Annotated in this window: 17 protein-coding genes and 3 rRNA genes; 1 reads left to right on the top strand and 19 read right to left on the bottom strand. The window is 66.7% G+C overall.

The window, feature by feature from the left end:
- Position 1: 1 nt before the first annotated feature.
- The 15 genes from cmk to H9633_RS11225 form a co-directional block, all read right to left on the bottom strand.
- Positions 2-688, bottom strand: a complete 687-nt coding sequence (cmk, locus tag H9633_RS11295) for a (d)CMP kinase (RefSeq protein WP_191713238.1) — start codon at positions 686-688, stop codon at positions 2-4.
- Positions 681-1,805 carry a prephenate dehydrogenase gene (locus tag H9633_RS11290; RefSeq protein WP_191713237.1) on the bottom strand — a complete coding sequence of 375 codons (1,125 nt, stop codon included), beginning with the start codon at positions 1,803-1,805 and terminating at the stop codon, positions 681-683. The genes cmk and H9633_RS11290 overlap by 8 nt, the downstream gene beginning before the upstream one ends.
- The gene (locus tag H9633_RS11285; protein ID WP_225211418.1) at positions 1,802-2,620 is read right to left on the bottom strand and encodes a pseudouridine synthase; all 819 of its coding nucleotides are present in this window, start codon (positions 2,618-2,620) and stop codon (positions 1,802-1,804) included. Before H9633_RS11285 ends, H9633_RS11290 begins: the two co-directional genes overlap by 4 nt.
- Positions 2,617-3,258, bottom strand: coding sequence for an SMC-Scp complex subunit ScpB (scpB, locus tag H9633_RS11280; protein WP_191713236.1), 642 nt, complete (start codon positions 3,256-3,258; stop codon positions 2,617-2,619). Before scpB ends, H9633_RS11285 begins: the two co-directional genes overlap by 4 nt.
- Entirely contained in the window at positions 3,248-4,087 is an 840-nt protein-coding gene (locus H9633_RS11275; RefSeq protein WP_191713235.1) for a segregation and condensation protein A, read from the bottom strand. The genes scpB and H9633_RS11275 overlap by 11 nt, the downstream gene beginning before the upstream one ends.
- The gene (locus H9633_RS11270) at positions 4,071-4,961 is read right to left on the bottom strand and encodes a ParA family protein (protein WP_191713234.1); all 891 of its coding nucleotides are present in this window, start codon (positions 4,959-4,961) and stop codon (positions 4,071-4,073) included. The genes H9633_RS11275 and H9633_RS11270 overlap by 17 nt, the downstream gene beginning before the upstream one ends.
- Positions 4,962-5,031: 70 nt before the next feature.
- Positions 5,032-5,934: a site-specific tyrosine recombinase XerD gene (xerD, locus tag H9633_RS11265; RefSeq protein WP_191713233.1), complete on the bottom strand. Its 903-nt coding sequence runs from the start codon at positions 5,932-5,934 to the stop codon at positions 5,032-5,034.
- Position 5,935: 1 nt separating this feature from the next.
- Positions 5,936-6,601 (bottom strand): NUDIX domain-containing protein, encoded by a 666-nt coding sequence (locus H9633_RS11260; RefSeq protein WP_083428731.1) that lies wholly within the window; start codon positions 6,599-6,601, stop codon positions 5,936-5,938.
- Between the two features lie 5 nt (positions 6,602-6,606).
- On the bottom strand, positions 6,607-8,304 hold the full coding sequence (locus H9633_RS11255; RefSeq protein WP_071643562.1) for a CTP synthase: 1,698 nt from the start codon (positions 8,302-8,304) through the stop codon (positions 6,607-6,609).
- A gap of 17 nt (positions 8,305-8,321) precedes the next feature.
- Positions 8,322-10,010 carry a DNA repair protein RecN gene (gene recN, locus H9633_RS11250; protein ID WP_191713232.1) on the bottom strand — a complete coding sequence of 563 codons (1,689 nt, stop codon included), beginning with the start codon at positions 10,008-10,010 and terminating at the stop codon, positions 8,322-8,324.
- Entirely contained in the window at positions 10,007-10,912 is a 906-nt protein-coding gene (locus H9633_RS11245) for an NAD kinase (RefSeq protein ID WP_071643563.1), read from the bottom strand. The genes recN and H9633_RS11245 overlap by 4 nt, the downstream gene beginning before the upstream one ends.
- Positions 10,909-11,706 carry a TlyA family RNA methyltransferase gene (locus H9633_RS11240; protein ID WP_191713231.1) on the bottom strand — a complete coding sequence of 266 codons (798 nt, stop codon included), beginning with the start codon at positions 11,704-11,706 and terminating at the stop codon, positions 10,909-10,911. The genes H9633_RS11245 and H9633_RS11240 overlap by 4 nt, the downstream gene beginning before the upstream one ends.
- Entirely contained in the window at positions 11,703-11,870 is a 168-nt protein-coding gene (locus tag H9633_RS11235) for a hypothetical protein (RefSeq protein ID WP_177243835.1), read from the bottom strand. The genes H9633_RS11240 and H9633_RS11235 overlap by 4 nt, the downstream gene beginning before the upstream one ends.
- Positions 11,871-11,913: 43 nt before the next feature.
- Positions 11,914-12,951: an HAD-IIA family hydrolase gene (locus H9633_RS11230; RefSeq protein WP_191713230.1), complete on the bottom strand. Its 1,038-nt coding sequence runs from the start codon at positions 12,949-12,951 to the stop codon at positions 11,914-11,916.
- Positions 12,951-13,859, bottom strand: coding sequence for a hypothetical protein (locus H9633_RS11225; protein WP_318247268.1), 909 nt, complete (start codon positions 13,857-13,859; stop codon positions 12,951-12,953). The genes H9633_RS11230 and H9633_RS11225 overlap by 1 nt, the downstream gene beginning before the upstream one ends.
- Here H9633_RS11225 and H9633_RS11220 point away from each other — a divergent pair.
- Entirely contained in the window at positions 13,800-14,672 is an 873-nt protein-coding gene (locus tag H9633_RS11220; RefSeq protein WP_191713229.1) for a hypothetical protein, read from the top strand. The genes H9633_RS11225 and H9633_RS11220 overlap by 60 nt on opposite strands.
- Before the next feature lie 74 nt (positions 14,673-14,746).
- Here the strand turns inward: H9633_RS11220 and rrf are convergent.
- The 4 genes from rrf to H9633_RS11200 all read right to left on the bottom strand — a co-directional run bounded on the left by rrf (position 14,747) and on the right by H9633_RS11200 (position 21,458).
- A 5S ribosomal RNA gene (gene rrf, locus H9633_RS11215) occupies positions 14,747-14,863 on the bottom strand.
- 107 nt (positions 14,864-14,970) lie between these two features.
- Positions 14,971-18,076, bottom strand: a 23S ribosomal RNA gene (locus H9633_RS11210).
- 363 nt (positions 18,077-18,439) lie between these two features.
- Positions 18,440-19,964, bottom strand: a 16S ribosomal RNA gene (locus tag H9633_RS11205).
- The 16S, 23S and 5S rRNA genes sit together here, the layout of an rRNA operon.
- Before the next feature lie 660 nt (positions 19,965-20,624).
- Positions 20,625-21,458 carry a DUF4184 family protein gene (locus tag H9633_RS11200; protein ID WP_191713228.1) on the bottom strand — a complete coding sequence of 278 codons (834 nt, stop codon included), beginning with the start codon at positions 21,456-21,458 and terminating at the stop codon, positions 20,625-20,627.
- Positions 21,459-21,483: the final 25 nt, after the last annotated feature.

Below are 21,483 nucleotides of genomic sequence, written 5' to 3'. Positions count from 1 at the left end.
TTCAAGCTCCTCTGTCAGCGTCGCGCCGCTGGGCGATCACCGTGAGCACGGCGTCGATGGTCTGCGCGAAATCAAGTTCGGTGGAGTCGACCACGTCAACGCCTTCGGCGGCGTTGAGGAAGTCGACGACGGTGCTGTCGGATGCGTCGCGCTTGTGCAGCGCCTCCGCGACGACCGCGGCGTTCTCGCCGGCGAGCTCGCCGGCGCGCCGGGCGGCGCGCACCTCCGGCGCTGCGGTCAGCAGGATCCGCACGGGCGCGTCCGGCGCCACGACGGTGGTGATGTCTCGTCCTTCGACGATCACGGCCGGGTACTCCGACTCGGCGACGATGCGGCGGAACATCTCGTTCACCTGCACGCGGATCTCGGGCACGCGGGCGACGCCGCTGACGGCATTCGACACGCGCGGCTCCCGGATGGCCGCGGTCACGTCCACGTCGCCGACGCGCACGATCCGGTCGTCGGGGTCGAGTCCCTGCGAGAACGGGAAGGCGGATGCCGCGGCGCGAACCGCATCGGCATCGGCCGTGTCGTCTCCGCGGTCGAGGACGTGCCAGGCGAGCGCCCGGTACGCGGCCCCGGTGTCGAGGTAGCCGTAGCCCTCGCGGCGGGCGATCTCCTTCGACACGCTGGACTTGCCGGAACCGGCGGGTCCGTCGATCGCGATGAACTTCGAAGCATCAGTCATTGGTGTTCCCCGCAATCCGCCAGCCACGTTCCTCCAGTCCTTCGATGGCGCCGCGCAGCGAAGCGGGAGCCACGCTGATCTCGGCGAGACCGAACTGGGCGCCGGGCGAGTGCTCCAGACGCAGGTCCTCCACGTTCACGCCCAGCTCGCCGAGCTCGCCGAACAGGCGGCCCAGCTGGCCGGGGGTGTCGTCGACCATGACGACCATGGTCTCGAAGCGACGGTTCTGCCCGTGCTTGCCCGGCAGCCGCTCGACGCCCTCGTTCCCCTGGCGGATGGCGTCCGCCACCGCACGGCGGGCACCGGGCGCGGCGGGCGCGCGCAGCGCGGGGGCGACCTCCCTGCGGGCGCCGGCGAGGGCATCGAGCAGCTCGACGACCGGCGCGGCGTTCGCGCCGAGGATCTGCACCCACAGCTCGGGCGCCGAGGCGGCGATGCGGGTCGTGTCGCGCACGCCCTGGCCGGCAAGGCGCAGCGAGCCCTCGTCGGCCTCGGCCAGGCGACCGGCGAGCAGGCTCGCGACCACCTGCGGGACGTGCGAGGTCAGCGCGACGGCGCGATCGTGCTCCTGCGGCGTCATCTCGAGCAGCAGTGCGCCGACGTCGAGCGCGAGCGCCTCGACCAGAGCGAGGTCGGCGGGGCGCGTCTGCTCATCGCGGCAGACCACCCACGGCCGGCCGATGAACAGGTCGGCGCGTGCGGAGATCGCTCCCCCGCGCTCGCGCCCGGCGAGCGGGTGTGAGCCGATGTAGCGGGTCAGGTCGATGCCGCGGCGGCGCAGCTCGTCGAACGGCTCGAGCTTCACACTCGCAACGTCGGTGACGACGGCATCGGGATGCGCGGCCAACTCGGCCTCGATGACGTCGGCGGTGACGTCCGGCGGGACGGCGACGACGATCAGCCGCGGTGCGTCGTCTTCACGTGCGGCGCGCCCTGCCCCGTAGTCGATCGCGAGCCGCAGCTGCGACGGCGACGCGTCGGCGAGCACGACGTCGACGCCCTTGGCGCGCAGCGCGTGACCGATGCTGGCGCCCAGAAGCCCGGCCCCGACGACGCGCACCGTCCCCGAGAGCCGCGCGGCGTTCTGCCTCGCGCGCGCATCGTGGGAATCGCTCACTCGTTCTCCTGAGGGCTGTCGTGCGCTCGACGCTGCTCGGAGGCAGCGGGCGCCGGGGAATCCTGGCGCGACAGGGTCAGCAGTGCGCCTCGTTCGATTTTAGTCAGCTCGCGCGCCTTGCCCACCGGGAGAGTTCCCAGGTGCAGCGGCCCGAACTGCCGACGCACCAGCTCGTCCACCGGATGCCCGACCGCAGCCATCATGCGACGCACGATGCGGTTGCGGCCGGAGTGCAGCGTGAGCTCGACCAGGCTCGACCCGCGCGACACATCGAGGAGGCGTGCCTTGTCGGCCTTGATCGGGCCGTCCTCGAGCTCGATCCCGCGGGTCAGCTGGGCGATCGTCTGCGCGGTGACGGTGCCGGACACCTTGGCGATGTACACCTTCGTGACGCCGAACGACGGGTGCGCGAGCACGTGGGCCAGGTCGCCGTCGTTGGTGAGGATCAGCAGGCCGCTGGTCTCGGCATCCAGTCGCCCCACGTTGTACAGCCGCTCCGGCCACTCCTTCGTGAAGCGGCGCAGGTCGGGCCGGCTGTTCTCGTCTTTCATGGTGCTGACCACACCGGTCGGCTTGTTCAGCATCACGTAGCGCTTCGACACGTCGAGCTGCACAGCGGTGCCGTCGACATCGATCAGGTCGGTGTCGGGGTCGATGCGGGTGCCGAGCTCGGTGACCGTCCTGCCGTTGACGCGGATGCGCCCCTCGACGATGTACTGCTCGATGACGCGGCGGGAGGCCACGCCGGCGTTCGCGAGCGCTTTCTGCAGCCGGATGCCCTCGGGCTGGTCCATCGGGGGTCGGTCAGTGCTCATCGGATCATTCCCTCTTCGAATCCGTCGGCGCCGTCGTCGAGCAGCGGCGAGATGGGCGGCAGCTCGTCGATCGAGTTGATGCCGAGGTGCTGCAGCAGCTGGTCTGTGGTGCCGTAGTTGATCGCGCCGGTCTCGGAGTCGGCGAACAGCTCGGTGATGAGCCCGCGCGCGAGCAGCGTGCGCACCACCGAGTCGACGTTGACGGCGCGGATGGATGCCACCTGCCCGCGGGTCACGGGCTGCTTGTAGGCGATCACGGCGAGCGTCTCGAGAGCCGCCTGGGAGAGGCGCGCCGGCGCCTGACCGCCGACGAAGTCCGCGACCAGGTCGTCGTGGTCGTCGCGCACGTACAGCCGCCAGCCGCCCCCGACCTCGCGCAGCTCGAACCCGCGGCGCGGACCGCGGCCGCGGCCGTCGTAGTCCGCGACCAGCTGCTCGAGCACCTGCCGCACCGCGGGCACGGGCGCGTGCACGGCAGCGGCCAGAGCGACGAGCGAGATCGGCTCGTCGACGATCAGCAGGATCGCCTCGACGCGCTCGGCGAGCGGCGGGCCCTGGGGCGCGTCGCTCGCTGATTCCTGGGGGGAATCCGGTTCTGCGACGGGATCCACGGCGCGGGCATCCGTCTCATCGGTCATAGTCAGCTCCCAACGTGGCCAGCTGCTCATCCGACCAGCTCTCCGCAGACCAGCGCAGAGTCAGCTCGCCCAGCGGCTCGAGCTGCTCGAACGACAGCGCGGCGTGACGGTACAGCTCGAGCACCGAGATGAAGCGGGCGACGACGACGCCGGGCTCGCTGACGCCCGCGACGAGCTCACGGAAGGTCAGCGACTCGGTGCTGCGCAGCAGCGTCACGACGATCGCGGCCTGCTCGCGGATGCTCACCAGCGGCGCGTGCAGATGGTCGAGCCCGACCGTCGGCAGCTCCTTCGGAGTGAACGCCATCAGGGCCAGCGCGGCGAAGTCGGCCGGCGTCAGCGTCCAGACCAGCTCGGGCGTCCGGCTGCGATGCTTCTCGTCGAGCGGCACGGCGCGCACGTGCCGGCGGTCCTCGCGCTGCAGGCAGCGGGCGAACCACGCCGAGACCTCCTTGAACGCGCGATACTGCAGCAGACGAGCGAACAGCAGGTCGCGTGCCTCGAGCAGCGCCACCGATTCGGCATCCACCAGCTCGCCCTGCGGCAGCAGCCCGGCGATCTTCATGTCGAGCAGGGTCGCGGCTACGACGAGGAATTCGGATGCCTGGTCGAGTTCGGCGTCGCCGTCGAGCTCTCTCAGGTACGAGATGAACTCGTCGGTGACGCGGCTCAGAGACACCTCGGTGATGTCGAGCTCGTGCTTGGAGATGAGGGTGAGCAGCAGATCGAACGGGCCGTCGAAGTTCGACAGCGAGACACGGAACGCGTCGACCGGCTCAGCGCCGCGAACGGCGTCGGCTTGCCTCAGATCCTCAGGCGACGGAGCCACGGGCGACCAGCTCCCGCGCCAGTCGCAGGTACGCCTGTGCTGCGGCGTGCTCGGGCGCGAACTCGGTGATGGGAACGCCCGACACCGACGCGTCGGGGAACTTCACGGTGCGACCGATCACGGTCTCGAGCACGTCGTCGCCGAAGGCCTCGACCACGCGCTCGAGCACCTCACGCGAGTGCAGCGTGCGCGGGTCGTACATGGTGGCGAGCAGTCCGTCGAGCTCGATGGCGGGGTTGAGCCGGTCGCGGACCTTGTCGATGGTCTCGATCAGCAGCGCCACACCGCGCAGGGCGAAGAACTCGCACTCGAGCGGGATGAGCACGCCGTGCGCCGCGGTCAGCGCGTTCACCGTGAGCAGGCCGAGCGACGGCTGGCAGTCGATGAGGATGACGTCGTACTCGCCCGACACGTGCCGCAGCACCCGGGAGAGGATCGTCTCGCGAGCCACCTCGTTGACGAGGTGCACCTCGGCTGCGGACAGGTCGATGTTCGCCGGCAGCACGTCGAGGTTGGGCACCGCTGAGTGCACGATCGCCTCACGCGGGTCGCGCTTGGTGTCCAGCAGCAGGTCGTACACGGTGGGCACGTCGTGGGTCTGGATGCCCAGGCCGGCCGACAGCGCACCCTGCGGGTCGAAGTCGACGGCGAGCACCCGACGGCCGTACTCGGCGAGGGAGGCGGCGAGGTTGATCGAGGTCGTCGTCTTGCCGACGCCGCCCTTCTGGTTGCACAGCGCGATGATGCGCGCCGGGCCGTGCGAGGCGAGCGGCGCGGGTGTGGGGAACCCCTGGTAGGGACGACCGGTCGGGCCGATGGGGGTGTCATCACCCTTCGTCGCCTTCGACCTGCTCTTCGTCACCTTGTCCGCCATCCTTCTCCTTCGTGCTCGCTCGATTGTATCCGCCGGGCGGCCTCGAGCCGGGTCGGCACGCGGCGAACGGTCAGCGCGCCCGCGGGTGCGACGTCGCGTACACGTCTCGCAGGGCATCCACCGACACGTGCGTGTAGATCTGGGTCGTCGCCACCGAGGCGTGGCCGAGCAGCTCCTGCACGACGCGCACGTCCGCACCGCCCTGCAGCAGGTGCGTCGCGAAACTGTGCCGCAGGGTGTGCGGCGACACCTCGGCGTCGATCTGGGCTCGTTCAGCGGCGGCGCGGATGACGAGCCAGGCGCTCTGCCGTGACAGCGGCGCCCCCCGAGCACCCAGGAACAGGCGGGCCGTCGCCCTGCCCTTCGCCGCCAGCCCGGGGCGCGCCCGGGTGAGGTAGGCGTCGAGGGCGGCGCGCGCGTACGAACCGACCGGCACGATGCGCTCCTTGTCGCCCTTGCCGCGCAGCCGCAGCACGTCACCGTAGGCCAGGTCGTCGACGTCGAGCGAGACGGCCTCCGACACCCGCGCCCCCGTCGCGTACAGCAGCTCAAGCAGCGCGCGATCGCGCATCCCGATCGGCTCGTCCGCCGGCGGGGCCGCGAGAAGACGCTCGACCTGCTCGATGGTGAGCGCCTTGGGCAGACGCTGCGGTGCCTTGGGTGGGCGCAGCCGTCCGGTCGGATCGGCGGTCTCGATCCCCTCCCTGAGGAGGAAGCGGTGCCACCCCCGCACCGCGGACTGCAACCGCGCGAGGCTGGTCGCCGCCGGCGGAGGGTCGGCGCCGGCGCGGTCGGCGATGAACGCCGTCACGGTGCGCGGGTCGATGGCATCCGTGGTCTCGATGCCCTGCTCGCTCAGCCAGTCGACGTAGCCGGCGAGGTCTCGCCGGTAGGCGGCGACCGTGTGCTCGGAGAGGCCGCGCTCGATCGTGACGTGACGCAGGTACGCGTCGAGTGCCCGCTCGAGCCGCACGTCAGCGCTCGTCGAGCAGCCGCCCGGCGCGCAGGCGGCGCTCGGCGGCGAGGACGCCGATGCTCAGGATGCCGTTGTGCAGCCGGCCGGCGAGAACCCCGTCGGCCGCATCCGAGAGCGGCACCCACTCCACGCGGATGTCGGCCTCCTCGTCCAGACGCTCGTGCGGGTCCGCATCGGAGAGCCCGGTCGCGAGATAGATGTGGATCATCTCATCGTTGCCACCGGGGGTCGTCCACGCCGAGACGAGGTGCTCCCAGTGCTCGGCGACGATGTCGGCCTCTTCGGCGAGCTCGCGCTGGGCGGCTCGGGTCGGGTCCTCACCCGGCACGTCGAGCAGGCCGGCGGGCAGCTCCCAGTCGCGGTGGCGGATCGGATGCCGGTACTGCTGGATCAGCAGCACCCGCTCGCGCTCGTCGAGCGCGACGACGGCGACGGCACCGGTGTGCGCGACGTACTGCCGACGGATCTCGCCGTCGCCGTAGCGCACCCGGTCATCGCGGACATCCCAGACCGCGCCGTGGAACGCGAGGTCGCTGGAGAGGACCTCGGGCTCGAACGGCTCGTCTGCCAGAGAGTCGTCCGACCGACTCGATGACGGCCCGTCAATGGGGGCCCCGTGCCCGGAGGCTCCGGGCGACGCGACAGCGGCGGCTGGAGTGGGCATCAGGATCAGGCGTCTTCGGTGAACAGCTCGCTGGCGCGGTGGCGCTCGATGGCCGCACCGACCAGACCGCGGAACAGCGGGTGCGGTGCGGTGGGGCGCGAGCTGAGCTCGGGGTGCGCCTGGGTGGCGATGTAGAACGGGTGCACGTCGCGGGGCAGCTCGACGTACTCGACGAGGTCGAGGTCGGGGTTCACGCCCGAGAACACCAGACCGGCCTCGGCCAGACGCGGCCGGTAGGCGTTGTTCACCTCGTAGCGGTGACGGTGGCGCTCGGCGGCCGTCGGCGCGCCGTACAGATCACGGGCGAGCGAGCCTTCGGCGAGGGCGGCCTCGTAGAGGCCGAGGCGCATGGTGCCGCCCAGGTCTCCCCCGTCGAGGATCTCGATCTGCTCGGCCATGGTCGCGACGACCGGCTCTGCGGTGTCGGGATCGAACTCGGTCGACGAGGCGCCCTCGATGCCGGCGACGTCACGCGCGTACTCGATGACCATGCACTGCAGACCCAGGCACAGGCCGAGCGTCGGGATGCCCTGCTCGCGCGCGAACTTCAGCGCGCCGAGCTTGCCCTCGATGCCGCGGATGCCGAAGCCCCCTGGCACGCAGATGCCGTCGACGTCGCCGAGGGCCTTGGCGGCACCCTCCGGCGTCTGACAGGAGTCGGACGGGATCCAGCGGATGTTGACCTTCGTCTCCTGCGCGAAGCCGCCGGCCTTGAGCGCCTCGGTGACCGACAGGTACGCGTCAGGCAGGTCGATGTACTTGCCGACCAGGCCGATCGTGACCTCGTGCTTCGGGTTGTGCACCGCGTGCAGCACGGTGTTCCAGCGCGTCCAGTCGACCTCACCTGCGCGGCCGAGACCGAGGCGACGGATGATGTACGCGTCGAGGCCCTGGTCGTTGAGCGTCGACGGGATGTCGTAGATGCTCGGCAGGTCGACGGTGTTGATGACGCCCTCGGCGTCGACGTCGCACATCAGGGCGATCTTGTTGCGGTTGCTCGCGCTGACCGGGCGGTCGCTGCGCAGCACCAGGGCGTCGGGCTGGATGCCGACCTGGCGGAGCGCCGCGACGGAGTGCTGGGTCGGCTTGGTCTTCTGCTCGCCGGAGGCGCCCATGAAGGGAACGAGCGAGACGTGTACGAAGAAGACGTTGTCGCGACCCAGCTCGTGACGCAGCTGGCGGGCCGCTTCGAGGAAGGGCTGCGACTCGATGTCGCCGACCGTGCCGCCCACCTCGGTGATGATGATGTCGGGCTGCGGCTCTTCGGTGGCCTGCAGGCGCATACGGCGCTTGATCTCGTCGGTGATGTGCGGGATGACCTGCACGGTCGCACCCAGGTAGTCGCCACGGCGCTCGTTGGCGATGACCTCGGAGTAGATCTGCCCGGTGGTGACGTTGGCCGCGCGCGACAGGTTGATGCCGAGGAAGCGCTCGTAGTGTCCGATGTCGAGGTCGGTCTCCGCGCCGTCGTCGGTGACGAACACCTCGCCGTGCTCGAACGGGTTCATGGTGCCCGGGTCGACGTTGAGGTACGGGTCGAGCTTCTGCATCACCACGCGCAGCCCGCGGGCGGTGAGCAGGTTGCCGAGACTGGCTGCGGTGAGCCCCTTGCCCAACGAGGAAACGACACCGCCCGTCACGAAGATGTGCTTCGTGGTGAAGGAGCTGGTGTCGTTGTCTGGCGCCGCAACTGAAGAGTTCATCACGGGCTTTTATCCTATCAGTTGATCGCCGAGCCGAGGCTCAGCAGTTCGCGGGCGTGGGTGAGCGCGGCGTCGGAATCGGTGAGCCCGGAGAGCAGGCGGGCCATCTCGGCCTCGCGCTGCGCGCCGTCCAGCCTGGTGACGCTGGAGGCGGTCACCGCGCCGTCGTTCGACTTCACGACCGAGAGGTGGTTGTTCGCGAACGCGGCGACCTGAGCGAGGTGGGTGACGGCGATCACCTGCGAGTTCCGGGCCAGCTGGGCGAGCCTGCGGCCGACCTCGATGGCGGCGGCGCCTCCGATACCGGCATCCACCTCGTCGAAGACGAACGTCGGCACCGGGTCGGTGCCCGCGATCACGACCTCGATCGCGAGCATCACCCGCGACAGCTCGCCACCCGAGGCGCCCTTCGACACCGACCGGGGTTCGGCACCGGGGTGCGGGGCGAGCAGGATGGCCACGTCGTCGCGCCCGTGCGCGGACTCCGCCCCGGGCGAGACGCGTGCCTCCAGCGTCGCATCGGGCATGGCGAGGGCGTGCAGTTCCTCGGTGACCGCAGCGGAGAGCCGCACGGCGGCGGCGGTGCGCACCTCGGTGAGGGCTGCGGCGGCTTCATCCAGGGCTGCGCGGGCGCTGTCGGCCTCGGCGGCGAGCCGTTCGACGCGGTCGCCGTCGTCGTCGAGCTCGGCGAGGCGCAGCGACCCGGTCTGCCAGATCTGCAGGGCCTCATCGAGTGAGCCGTGCTGTCGGATCAGGCCACCGAGCGCGGCACGACGCTCTTCGACGGCGGCGAGCTCGTGCGGGCCCGACTCGTCGAGGTCGGCGAGATAGCCGGAGAGCTGCTGGGCGAGATCCGCGGCGCGATAGCCCAGATCGGCCAGCGCCTCGGCTATCCCGGTGAGCGTCGGGTCGGCGCTGCGCTCGAGCGAGCGTCGCGCCTCGGCGAGCAGAGCCGTGACGTCGGGGTCGCCCTCCTCGCTCGACAGCGCGGATCGGGCGACGGATGCCGACAGCCGCAGCTCCTCGGAGTTGGCGAGGCGCTCGGCGCGCTCGTTCAGCTCGACGTCCTCGCCCGGCTGCGGATCGATCTGCTCGATCTCGGTGAGCTGATCGCGCAGCAGAGCCGCCTCGGCCGCGCGCCGGTCGCGGTTCTCGGTGAGTTCGGTGATCTGAGCATCCAGCTCCCGCCACCGGCTGAAGCGCTCCCGGTACGTCGCCAGGGCAGCAGCGATCGGCTCGCCGCCGAAGCGATCGAGGGCGTCGCGCTGGGCGGCGGCGGAACGCAGCCGCAGCTGATCGGACTGCCCGTGCACGACGACGAGCTCCTCGGCGAGCGATGAGAGCACGCCGGCGGGGGCGGGACGGCCGCCGACGCTCGCGCGGCTGCGCCCCTCGGCGCTGAGCGTGCGCGAGACGTACAGTTCCGCAGCGTCCCCCGCGGGCTCGAGTTCGCCGCCGGCGTCGGTGACGATGTCGGCCACCGGTCCCTGCGGCGGCACCGTCCAGACCCCCGCGACGGATGCCTGCGCAGCCCCCGCGCGGATCGCCGAGGAGTCGGCCCTGGCCCCCAGCAGAAGACCGAGGCCCGTGACGACCATGGTCTTGCCTGCGCCGGTCTCGCCGGTCACCGCGGTGAACCCGGCGCCGAGCGGCAGCACGGCGTCGTCGATGACACCGAGACCGCGGATGCGCATCTCGTCGATCACGACGCCCCCCGCCACCCTGCGACCGGCAGCTGGAACTTGCGCACCAGCCGATCGGTGAACGCGGTCGGATGCAGACGGGCCAGCCGCACCGGCTGGGACGAGCGGCGCACGACGACGCGCGCGCCCGGCGGCAGCTCGTGCGACCGGCGGCCGTCGCACCACAGGATGCCGCTGCCGTCGGTGCGCTCGAGCATCTCGATCGCGACCGACGCCTCCGGACCCACCACGAGCGGTTTGGCGAAGAGGGCGTGCGCCGACAGCGGGACGACGGCGATGGCCTCGACGGTCGGCCAGATGACGGGTCCACCGGCGGAGAAGTTGTAGGCCGTCGAGCCGGTCGGGGTCGAGACGACCATGCCGTCGCAGCCGAAGCTCGACAGCGGACGACCGTCGATCTCGATGACCACCTCGATCATGCGCTCGCGGCTGGCCTTCTCGACGGTCGCCTCGTTGAGCGCCCATGTCTCGTAGACGACGGCACCGTGCGCATCCTTCACCCGCACCGAGAGGGCGAGGCGCTCCTCGACGTCGTAGTCGCGGTCGATGACCCTGGCGACGGCGGCGTCCATGTCGTCGCGATCGATCTCGGCGAGGAATCCGACGTGGCCCATGTTGATCCCCAGCACCGGGGCGCCCGAGCCGCGCACGAGCTCCGCCGCGCGCAGGATCGTGCCGTCGCCGCCGAGGACGATGGCGAGCTCGAGGTCATCGGTCGCGACATCGGCGCCGAGCAGGGCGACGTCGGCGAAGCGCTCGTCGAGAGCGACGAACTCGCGGTGATCCTCGGCCGGCAGCACGGGGGTCGCCCCTGCGCCTCGCAGCGCGTCGACGACGCGCAGCGCCGCGGCGACCGTGTCCTGCCGTTTGGCGTGGGCGACGACCAGGATGGGGCGCGCGTTCATCGTCCTCCTGCCACGTGTGCGATCTGCTCCGACCATTCTGACGGATCCGTTCCCCGCCCGGGCGCGAGGTGCACGAGGTACTCGGCGTTGCCGTGCGTGCCGAGGATCGGCGAGGGCAGGATGCCGAGCATCCCGAGGCCGGCGTCGTGTGCGCTCCACAGCGTGCGCTCGACGGCGTCGAGTCTGGCCGCGGCGCTGGTGACGAGGCCGCCCTTCACCGCGGTGCGGCCGACCTCGAACTGCGGCTTGATGAGCAGCACGACGTCGGCATCGCCCGCGATCGTGTCGGCGACAGCCGGCAGCACGAGGTCGAGCGAGATGAACGACAGGTCTCCGACGGCGAGGTCGGGACGCTGGGCCTCACCTGTGGCGTCCGCAAGCGAGGTCGCGGTCATGTGGCGCACGTTGAAGCCCTCGACCGCGGTGACACCCGGGTCGGCGGCGATCTGCGCGGCGAGCTGCCCGTGTCCGACGTCGACGGCGAGGACCCGCCGTGCACCGCGCTCGCGCAGCACCTGGGTGAACCCGCCGGTGGAGGCTCCCATGTCGAGGGCGAGACGCCCGTCGACGAGGATCGCGAAGCCGTCGAGCGCGGCGATCAGCTTGTGGGCGGCTCGGCTGACGTAGTGGTCACCGCCGTCGACCCGGAGTTCGGCTTCGTCGGCGACGGGCGTGGATGCCTTGACGATGGTGCGTCCGTCGACGCTCACCAGTCCGTCGGCGATGAGGGATGCCGCGTGGGTGCGTGAACGGGCAAGACCCCGGGCCGCGAGGGCGGCGTCGAGGCGGGTCATCGGGTGCCGTGCGCCGAGTCGGTGCGCGGGGTGCTCTCGAGGCGCTTCATCAGCTCATCGTGCATCGCGCCGTACGCGTCGGCCCGGTCGGCGAGGGGCTGACTCTCGATCAGGCGCAGTCTGCTCCAGAGCGCATCGGTCGGCTCGTCTCGCGTGTGCTCCATCCGTCAACTGTAGCCCGCGGTGCCGACGCGGCAGCCGCGACTCTCAGGGCCTGTGGAAAGGATCGGCGTAGAGCTTCTCGGGCACACGGAAGGCGTAGATCGCGAGCCCCGTCGCCCAGATGGCCGCCGCTCCTGCGCGCAGCAGGTCGATCTGCGCCGAGCCCTCCGAGAGGATCTGCACGTCGCCGTTCGCGATGCGCACCGACGCGCCGTTGACGGTGAACACGCCGTCCTTCTCGGTCGTCGCGGGGTACGGCGCGTGCAGGTCGCGCAGGTCGGCGAGGATGTAATCGGGCCGCGACCCCTGCGGGGCGGCGAGCACATGCTTGGGACGGTCGATGCCGGTGAGCACGAGCGCCGAGTCGATGCCGGCACGCACGGCGCCCATGATGTCGGTGTCGAGCCGGTCGCCGAGGAACAGCGGACGCTGCGCGTCGAAGCGCGCGATCGCCTCTTCGAAGATGGGCGTCTCGGGCTTGCCCGCCACGACCGACAGGCGGCCGATGGCCGTGTGCACCGCGGAGACCAGCGTGCCGTTGCCCGGGGCGACGCCGCGCTCGCGCGGGATGGTCCAGTCGGTGTTGGTGGAGATCCACGGGATCCCGCCCTCGTCCTCGGGCACCTTCAGCGCGAACGCCGCCTCGGCGAGATCGGTCCACGCGACATCCGGGCTGAACCCCTGCACGACGGCAGCCGGGGAGTCCTCCGCGCTGCGGGTGACCGTGTATCCGGCCTTCTCCGCCTCGACGACGAGCCCCTCTCCCCCGACGATCAGGATCGTCGCGGGAGCCGGCACCATCGTCGCGAGCAGGCGCATCGCCGCCTGGGGGCTGGTCACGACGTCAGCGGGCGCGACGCTCAGTCCCAGGCTGGTGAGGTGCTCGGCGACCGAGGCATCGGTGCGCGAGGCGTTGTTCGTGATGTAGCCGAGGCGCATCGCCTGAGCGACGCGGTTGAGGCTGTCCACCGCGTGCGGCAGCGCGTGCGGTCCTGCGTAGACGACCCCGTCGAGGTCGGCGAGGACCGCGTCGCGTCCGGTGAGTGGGGTGGATGCCTGGGTGGCGCGGCGGAACAGTGCCATCAGTGATCGGACTCCGAACGCTTTGGGGTCGAGGCTTCCTCGGACTCGGGCTGTGCCTCGGACTCGGGCACGGGCACGGACTCGGACTCGGACTCGGACTCGGGGTGCGCCTCGGGCTCGCGGGGCGAATCGGCAGAATCGACATCGTGCTCGGGTGCATCGGCGTCAGAACCGCTGCCAGCGTCGGTGTCGGTCTCGGTGTCGTCGACGTCCTCGGCGTCCTCGACGAGGCCGTCTTCCACGATGATCTCGTCGAACTCGCCGTCGTGGCCGAGCGCGGCGGCCGCGACATCGGCGCGCTGCGTCCAGAACGCGGCTTCATCGGTGCGACCGAGGTCTTCGAGCACCGCGGCACGCGCCGAGAACAGCGCGGGGCTCCATTCGAAGGCGCGGTCGGGGTCGAGCTCGGGGATCTCCAGTTCACCGAGTGCGAGCTCCGTCTCGCCGCGGTCGAGTCGCGCGCCCGACATCGCGATCGCCAACGCCACGCGCACGGCCGGGCTGAGGGAGGCGCGATCGACTGCGCGTCCCTCCTCGAGGGCGCGGTCGGGGCGTCCGACACCGCGCTCGCTGTCGACGATGAGGGCGATCTGGTCGTCGTTGCCGGAGATGCGCCGGTACGTGCGCAGCTCTCGCAGGGCGAGCGCGAAGTCGCCGACGCCGTATGCCGTGATCGCGAGGGTCTCGCGCACGACGGCCACCCGACCAGCACGACGCGAGGCCGCGAGGGCGTGCTCATGCGCGCGGGCGGGGTCGTCGTCGATGAGCTGCGCGACCATCGCGAGGTGACGCGCGACCTGTTCTGCATTCTCCTTGCTGAGAGTCTTCAGCTCGTTGCGTGCCGAGGGATGCAGGTCGCGTGCGGTGATCTCGTCCGGCAGCGGCGGCTCGGGAATGCGCTCACGCACAGGAGCGAACTCGTTGACCGGGCGGTCGACGCCACCGCGCGGCCGGTCGCGGAACGAACCGCTGGAACCCTGGTCGCGATCCTGCCGCGGCCGGTCACCGTAGGGGCGACGCTCACCCTGCGGGCGGTCACCATACGGACGACGCTCACCGGACTGGTTCCGGTCGTTATAGGGGCGACGCTCACCCGACTGGGGACGGTCACCATACGGACGACGCTCACCCTGCGGGCGGTCACCATACGGACGACGCTCACCCTGCGGGCGGTCACCATACGGACGACGCTCACCCGACTGGGGACGATCACCATAAGGACGACGCTCACCCGACTGGGGACGGTCACCATACGGACGACGCTCACCGGACTGGTTCCGGTCGTTATAGGGGCGACGCTCACCCTGCGGGCGGTAACCATACGGACGACGCTCACCCGACTGGTTCCGGTCGTTATAGGGACGACGCTCACCCGACTGGGGACGGTCACCATACGGGCGACGCTCACCCGACTGGTTCCGGTCGTTATAGGGACGACGCTCACCCGACTGGGGACGGTCACCATAGGGGCGACGCTCGCCCGACTGGTTCCGGTCGTTATAGGGGCGACGCTCGCCCGACTGGTTCCGGTCGCCGTAGGGGCGTCGCTCACCAGACTGGGATCGATCCCCCGGTGCACTGCGATCGCCACTCGGACGGCGATCGCCGTCGCGGCGCGGTCCGCGCGACGAGGAATCGTTGAACCGATGCTTCCGGTCCGAGTCAGAACGTCGGTTCTGCGCGCCCTCGCCGTCGTTTCGGCGGTCTCGCTGCTCATCTGACATTCTGACTCCCTGTTCTGCTGCAAAACGCAAAATGGCCACCCAGCTCTGGGTGGCCATTTTACTTAAGAGAAGTCCGGCGGTGTCCTACTCTCCCACAGGGTCCCCCCTGCAGTACCATCGGCGCTGTGAGGCTTAGCTTCCGGGTTCGGAATGTGACCGGGCGTTTCCCTCACGCTATGGCCGCCGTAACACTATTGACATGTTCATCGGCAACATCACTCGCGTGGAGTGTGTTGTTTGGTTCCGACCGTACGTCGAGAACCACAAAGTGGACGCAAGCTCCGCAAGAAGGAGTGTTATCAAGTCATCGGCTTATTAGTACCAGTCAGCTGCACGTGTTGCCACGCTTCCACATCTGGCCTATCAACCCAGTCGTCTGGCTGGGAGCCTCTCACCCCGAAGGGTATGGAAGTCTCATCTTGAGGCCGGCTTCCCGCTTAGATGCTTTCAGCGGTTATCCATCCCGAACGTAGCTAACCAGCGGTGCTCCTGGCGGAACAACTGGCACACCAGAGGTTCGTCCAACCCGGTCCTCTCGTACTAGGGTCAGATCCTCTCAAACTTCCTACGCGCGCAGCGGATAGGGACCGAACTGTCTCACGACGTTCTAAACCCAGCTCGCGTACCGCTTTAATGGGCGAACAGCCCAACCCTTGGGACCTACTCCAGCCCCAGGATGCGACGAGCCGACATCGAGGTGCCAAACCATGCCGTCGATATGGACTCTTGGGCAAGATCAGCCTGTTATCCCCGAGGTACCTTTTATCCGTTGAGCGACAGCGCTTCCACAAGCCACTGCCGGATCACTAGTCCCGACTTTCGTCCCTGCTCGACCTGTCAGTCTCACAGTCAAGCTCCCTTGTGCACTTACACTCGCCACCTGATTGCCAACCAGGTTGAGGGAACCTTTGGGCGCCTCCGTTACTTTTTGGGAGGCAACCGCCCCAGTTAAACTACCCACCAGGCACTGTCCCTGAACCGGATCACGGTTCGAAGTTAGATATCCAATATGACCAGAGTGGTATTTCAACAATGACTCCACCGTAACTGGCGTCACGGTTTCACAGTCTCCCACCTATCCTACACAAGCCACACCGAACACCAATACCAAGCTGTAGTAAAGGTCACGGGGTCTTTCCGTCCTGCTGCGCGTAACGAGCATCTTTACTCGTAATGCAATTTCGCCGAGTTCGCGGTTGAGACAGTTGGGAAGTCGTTACGCCATTCGTGCAGGTCGGAACTTACCCGACAAGGAATTTCGCTACCTTAGGATGGTTATAGTTACCACCGCCGTTTACTGGGGCTTAAATTCTCAGCTTCGCCTTGCGGCTAACCGGTCCTCTTAACCTTCCAGCACCGGGCAGGCGTCAGTCCGTATACATCGACTTGCGTCTTCGCACGGACCTGTGTTTTTAGTAAACAGTCGCTACCCACTAGTCTCTGCGGCCACCACACCCTTTTCGGAGTAAATCCGTATAAGCGGGTGGCCCCCCTTCTCCCGAAGTTACGGGGGCATTTTGCCGAGTTCCTTAACCACGATTCTCTCGATCTCCTTGGTATTCTCTACCTGACCACCTGAGTCGGTTTGGGGTACGGGCGGCTTGAACCTCGCGTCGATGCTTTTCTTGGCAGCATAGGATCACCCACTTTTCATTCGCATCGTGTCTCAGCCTGTATGAGTCACGGATTTGCCTATGACTCGGCCTACGCACTTGCACCAGGACAACCATCGCCTGGCTGGGCTACCTTCCTGCGTCACACCTGTTAATACGCTAGCCGCACCAGCATAGGGTCGTGTGCTCCACCACCCGGTGAACCCCGAAGGGTCCGATGGATGGCTTTGGACACTTAGCATTACTGGATTGACTGGGGCGGTTCTTCGCCGGTACGGGAATATCAACCCGTTGTCCATCGACTACGCCTGTCGGCCTCGCCTTAGGTCCCGACTTACCCAGGGAAGATTAGCTTGACCCTGGAACCCTTGGTCTTCCGGAGGACGTGTTTCTCACACGTCTTTCGCTACTCATGCCTGCATTCTCACTCGTGTGGCGTCCACGGCTGGTTCACACCGCCGCTTCACTCGCCACACGACGCTCTCCTACCCATCAACACGGCTGGACCACGAAGGCCTACCAAAAATGTTAATGCCACAACTTCGGTGGCGTGCTTGAGCCCCGTTACATTGTCGGCGCGGAATCACTTGACCAGTGAGCTATTACGCACTCTTTCAAGGGTGGCTGCTTCTAAGCCAACCTCCTGGTTGTCTAAGCAACTCCACATCCTTTTCCACTTAGCACGCGCTTTGGGACCTTAGATGGTGGTCTGGGTTGTTTCCCTCTCGACTATGAAGCTTATCCCCCACAGTCTCACTGCTGCGCTCTCACTTACCGGCATTCGGAGTTTGGCTGACGTCAGTAACCTGGTGAGGCCCATCGGCCATCCAGTAGCTCTACCTCCGGCAAGAAACACGCAACGCTGCACCTAAATGCATTTCGGAGAGAACCAGCTATCACGAAGTTTGATTGGCCTTTCACCCCTATCCACAGCTCATCCCCTCAGTTTTCAACCTAAGTGGGTTCGGTCCTCCACACGCTCTTACACGTGCTTCAACCTGGCCATGGATAGATCACTTCGCTTCGGGTCTAGAACATGCGACTAAAAACGCCCTATTCAGACTCGCTTTCGCTACGGCTACCCCACACGGGTTAACCTCGCCACATATCACTAACTCGCAGGCTCATTCTTCAAAAGGCACGCTGTCACCCCTACTAAGGAGGCTCCAACGGTTTGTAAGCAAACGGTTTCAGGTACTATTTCACTCCCCTCCCGGGGTACTTTTCACCTTTCCCTCACGGTACTTGTCCGCTATCGGTCATCTGGGAGTATTTAGGCTTATCAGGTGGTCCTGACAGATTCACACGGGATTTCTCGGGCCCCGTGCTACTTGGGATACTCTTCACGCTGCGCACAACATTTCGACTACGGGGCTGGCACCCACTATGGCCCGCCTTTCAAGACGGTTCGTCTATATCGTCACATCACGTTCACCACTCGGCAGAATGATACGAAAAGTCCCGCAACCCCGGGCATGCAACGCCTGCCGGCTATCACACACACCCGGTTTAGCCTCATCCGCTTTCGCTCGCCACTACTCACGGAATCACTGTTGTTTTCTCTTCCTGTGGGTACTGAGATGTTTCACTTCCCCACGTTCCCTCTACCCACCCTATATATTCAGGCGGGAGTCACCAGGTCGCACAAACGCCTGGCGGGGTTTCCCCATTCGGACACCCTCGGATCAAAACTCGCTTATCAGTTCCCCGAGGCTTATCGCAGATTGCTACGTCCTTCTTCGGCTCCAGATGCCAAGGCATCCACCGTTTGCTCTTAAAGACTTGAAATCACATGAGATGAACCAGATCCAGGAAAAGATCCGGTTCGGTTTTCTTTAAGATGCTCGCGTCCACTGTGTAGTTCTCAAAGTACGGGCGGTCCCCCACCCCCACTGCCATACGGCAACAGAAGTAAGGGCCACAAGGAAACAGAACGACCCACTCCCCGAAAGAAGAGGCCGGCCCGGTCCCTCAGGACCCAACAGCGTGCAGGCACCCCACCCTCAGACCAAGCGTTCCCACAGCAAGCTGCGTACTAACTCAAATCCTCAGATCGAATGCCATGTCAAATGTTCCACCCATGAGCTCCGGTCACACACATTCGGTGTGAATCCGGCTCTGTCAGAACCGAAGTCCTGCAGTGCTCCTTAGAAAGGAGGTGATCCAGCCGCACCTTCCGGTACGGCTACCTTGTTACGACTTAGTCCTAATTACCGATCCCACCTTCGACAGCTCCCTCCCACAAGGGGTTAGGCCACCGGCTTCAGGTGTTACCGACTTTCATGACTTGACGGGCGGTGTGTACAAGACCCGGGAACGTATTCACCGCAGCGTTGCTGATCTGCGATTACTAGCGACTCCGACTTCATGAGGTCGAGTTGCAGACCTCAATCCGAACTGGGACCGGCTTTTTGGGATTCGCTCCACCTTACGGTATCGCAGCCCATTGTACCGGCCATTGTAGCATGCGTGAAGCCCAAGACATAAGGGGCATGATGATTTGACGTCATCCCCACCTTCCTCCGAGTTGACCCCGGCAGTATCCCATGAGTTCCCACCATTACGTGCTGGCAACATAGAACGAGGGTTGCGCTCGTTGCGGGACTTAACCCAACATCTCACGACACGAGCTGACGACAACCATGCACCACCTGTTCACGAGTGTCCAAAGAGTTGACCATTTCTGGCCCGTTCTCGTGTATGTCAAGCCTTGGTAAGGTTCTTCGCGTTGCATCGAATTAATCCGCATGCTCCGCCGCTTGTGCGGGTCCCCGTCAATTCCTTTGAGTTTTAGCCTTGCGGCCGTACTCCCCAGGCGGGGAACTTAATGCGTTAGCTGCGTCACGGAATCCGTGGAAAGGACCCCACAACTAGTTCCCAACGTTTACGGGGTGGACTACCAGGGTATCTAAGCCTGTTTGCTCCCCACCCTTTCGCTCCTCAGCGTCAGTTACGGCCCAGAGATCTGCCTTCGCCATCGGTGTTCCTCCTGATATCTGCGCATTCCACCGCTACACCAGGAATTCCAATCTCCCCTACCGCACTCTAGTCTGCCCGTACCCACTGCAAGCCCGAGGTTGAGCCTCGGAATTTCACAGCAGACGCGACAGACCGCCTACGAGCTCTTTACGCCCAATAATTCCGGATAACGCTTGCACCCTACGTATTACCGCGGCTGCTGGCACGTAGTTAGCCGGTGCTTTTTCTGCAGGTACCGTCACTTTCGCTTCTTCCCTGCTAAAAGAGGTTTACAACCCGAAGGCCGTCATCCCTCACGCGGCGTTGCTGCATCAGGCTTCCGCCCATTGTGCAATATTCCCCACTGCTGCCTCCCGTAGGAGTCTGGGCCGTGTCTCAGTCCCAGTGTGGCCGGTCACCCTCTCAGGCCGGCTACCCGTCGACGCCTTGGTGAGCCATTACCTCACCAACAAGCTGATAGGCCGCGAGCCCATCCCCAACCGAAAAATCTTTCCACCCGCACACCATGCGGTGACGGGACATATCCAGTATTAGACGCCGTTTCCAGCGCTTATCCCAGAGTCAGGGGCAGGTTGCTCACGTGTTACTCACCCGTTCGCCACTAATCCACCCAGCAAGCTGGGCTTCATCGTTCGACTTGCATGTGTTAAGCACGCCGCCAGCGTTCATCCTGAGCCAGGATCAAACTCTCCGTAAAAAAGAAATGCATACACAACCGGGAAAACGGTCACGCAGCGAGTTTGAAACTGACCAAAAGAGACGAACATCATTGCTGACATTCATATAAATTGATCCAAAGGAATTCTCAACCAACCCCCACAAGGGTTGGACGAGGATAATTTGGCATTTGACAAGTGCACGCTGTTGAGTTCTCAAGGATCGGACGCACCCGCACACCCACCCCATCAGGGCAAGAAGCGCAGGGCAACTTCACAATCGTATATCTCCCCGACCAGGCCGTCAAATCCGACACGCCGTAACGATCAAGGTGAAGACATCCACCGCCCCTCACGAGGCAGCCGCTCCAGCCTATCCCATCCGACGAGCATGTCAAATCGACAACACCCGAACCGGGAACCACACTCCCCGGGCCTAACAGCCCCTCCGAACCAACAAATGGACCGAAGTGGAGGTGGGTGGTTCGCTACTTGGAGGGGAGCCAGGCCCTTCAGGCCTTCCGCTCAACCGCTTGGGGCGAACAAGTAATAATTTACGCCCCACCCCACACCCCCGCAAATCCCCACCACCCCCCGGGCGTGTCGCACCCCCACCCACCCCCACCAAAAACACCCACCACCAGCACAAAACCCTCTCCGGACCCCGAACACGACTACAGCCGACGCTGGGGTCGGCCCCGTCACCTCGGCCCGGTGCGGAGCGGGACCGTCGGTGTTCCAGTGATGCTGGCGTCCGTGACGCCGGTCTCTCTGCGCATGGTGACGAGCAGCAGGCACAGGACGAAGGTGAGCGCTCCCCACAGTCCCGACGCGGCCGGCAGCGTGTGGTAGGCCAGCTGCTGCACCGTGATGTCGGGGCCGGAGTTCGCCAGCCCGAGCAGCCACGCTCCCCCGAGCACCGCCGGCAGCGCGAGCATCCACAGCCACCGCAGCCACACCGGGCTGCGGTGCGGCAGCGGCCTGGCCGGACGCTGCCGCACCCAGCGCAGCGCGAATCCGGCGATGACCACGAGGCCGACGACACTCGAGCCGTGCTGCAGCCACCTGTACCCCGGCATCGGACCCCACATCTGCTGCAGCGCGGGCAGGGCCTCGACGCCCCACCGTCCCTCGTGGGTGAACAGATCCCAGCCGATGTGCGAGAGCACACCGATCACGAGGGATGCCGCCAGCAGCCACGGCCCTCCCCGACCATCGGGGCCGCGCAGCGCATCCCGTGCGATCGCCTTACCAGACTGCGACCACGCCTCGGGAAGGCGGCGGGCGAGGGCATCCGGCGCGAGGGCGACGAGCCCGGGACGCAGCACCACTCGCCAGAGCAGCAGCAGCACGAGCGCGATGAGCGCGGTGAACCCCACGTTCGCCACGGAGTGCGTGAACAGGTATCCGGGGCCGAGGCCGCGCGTGAACAGCGGCAGATCGGGGGTCATCGCACCGATCGCGAGCGCGGCCGGCACGAGGGGCGTGCGCAGCAGCGGCAGGGCCACGATGGCGTGGCTGGGTGTGAACGGCATGCGGCCTCCAGCTGCGGCGTGCGCG

It is taken from the genome of Microbacterium commune (assembly GCF_014836945.1).
GTDB classification, from domain to species: Bacteria; Actinomycetota; Actinomycetes; order Actinomycetales; family Microbacteriaceae; genus Microbacterium; species Microbacterium commune.
The sequence above is the reverse complement of the archived record's forward strand: the minus strand, read 5'-3'. Positions and strand labels throughout refer to the sequence as shown.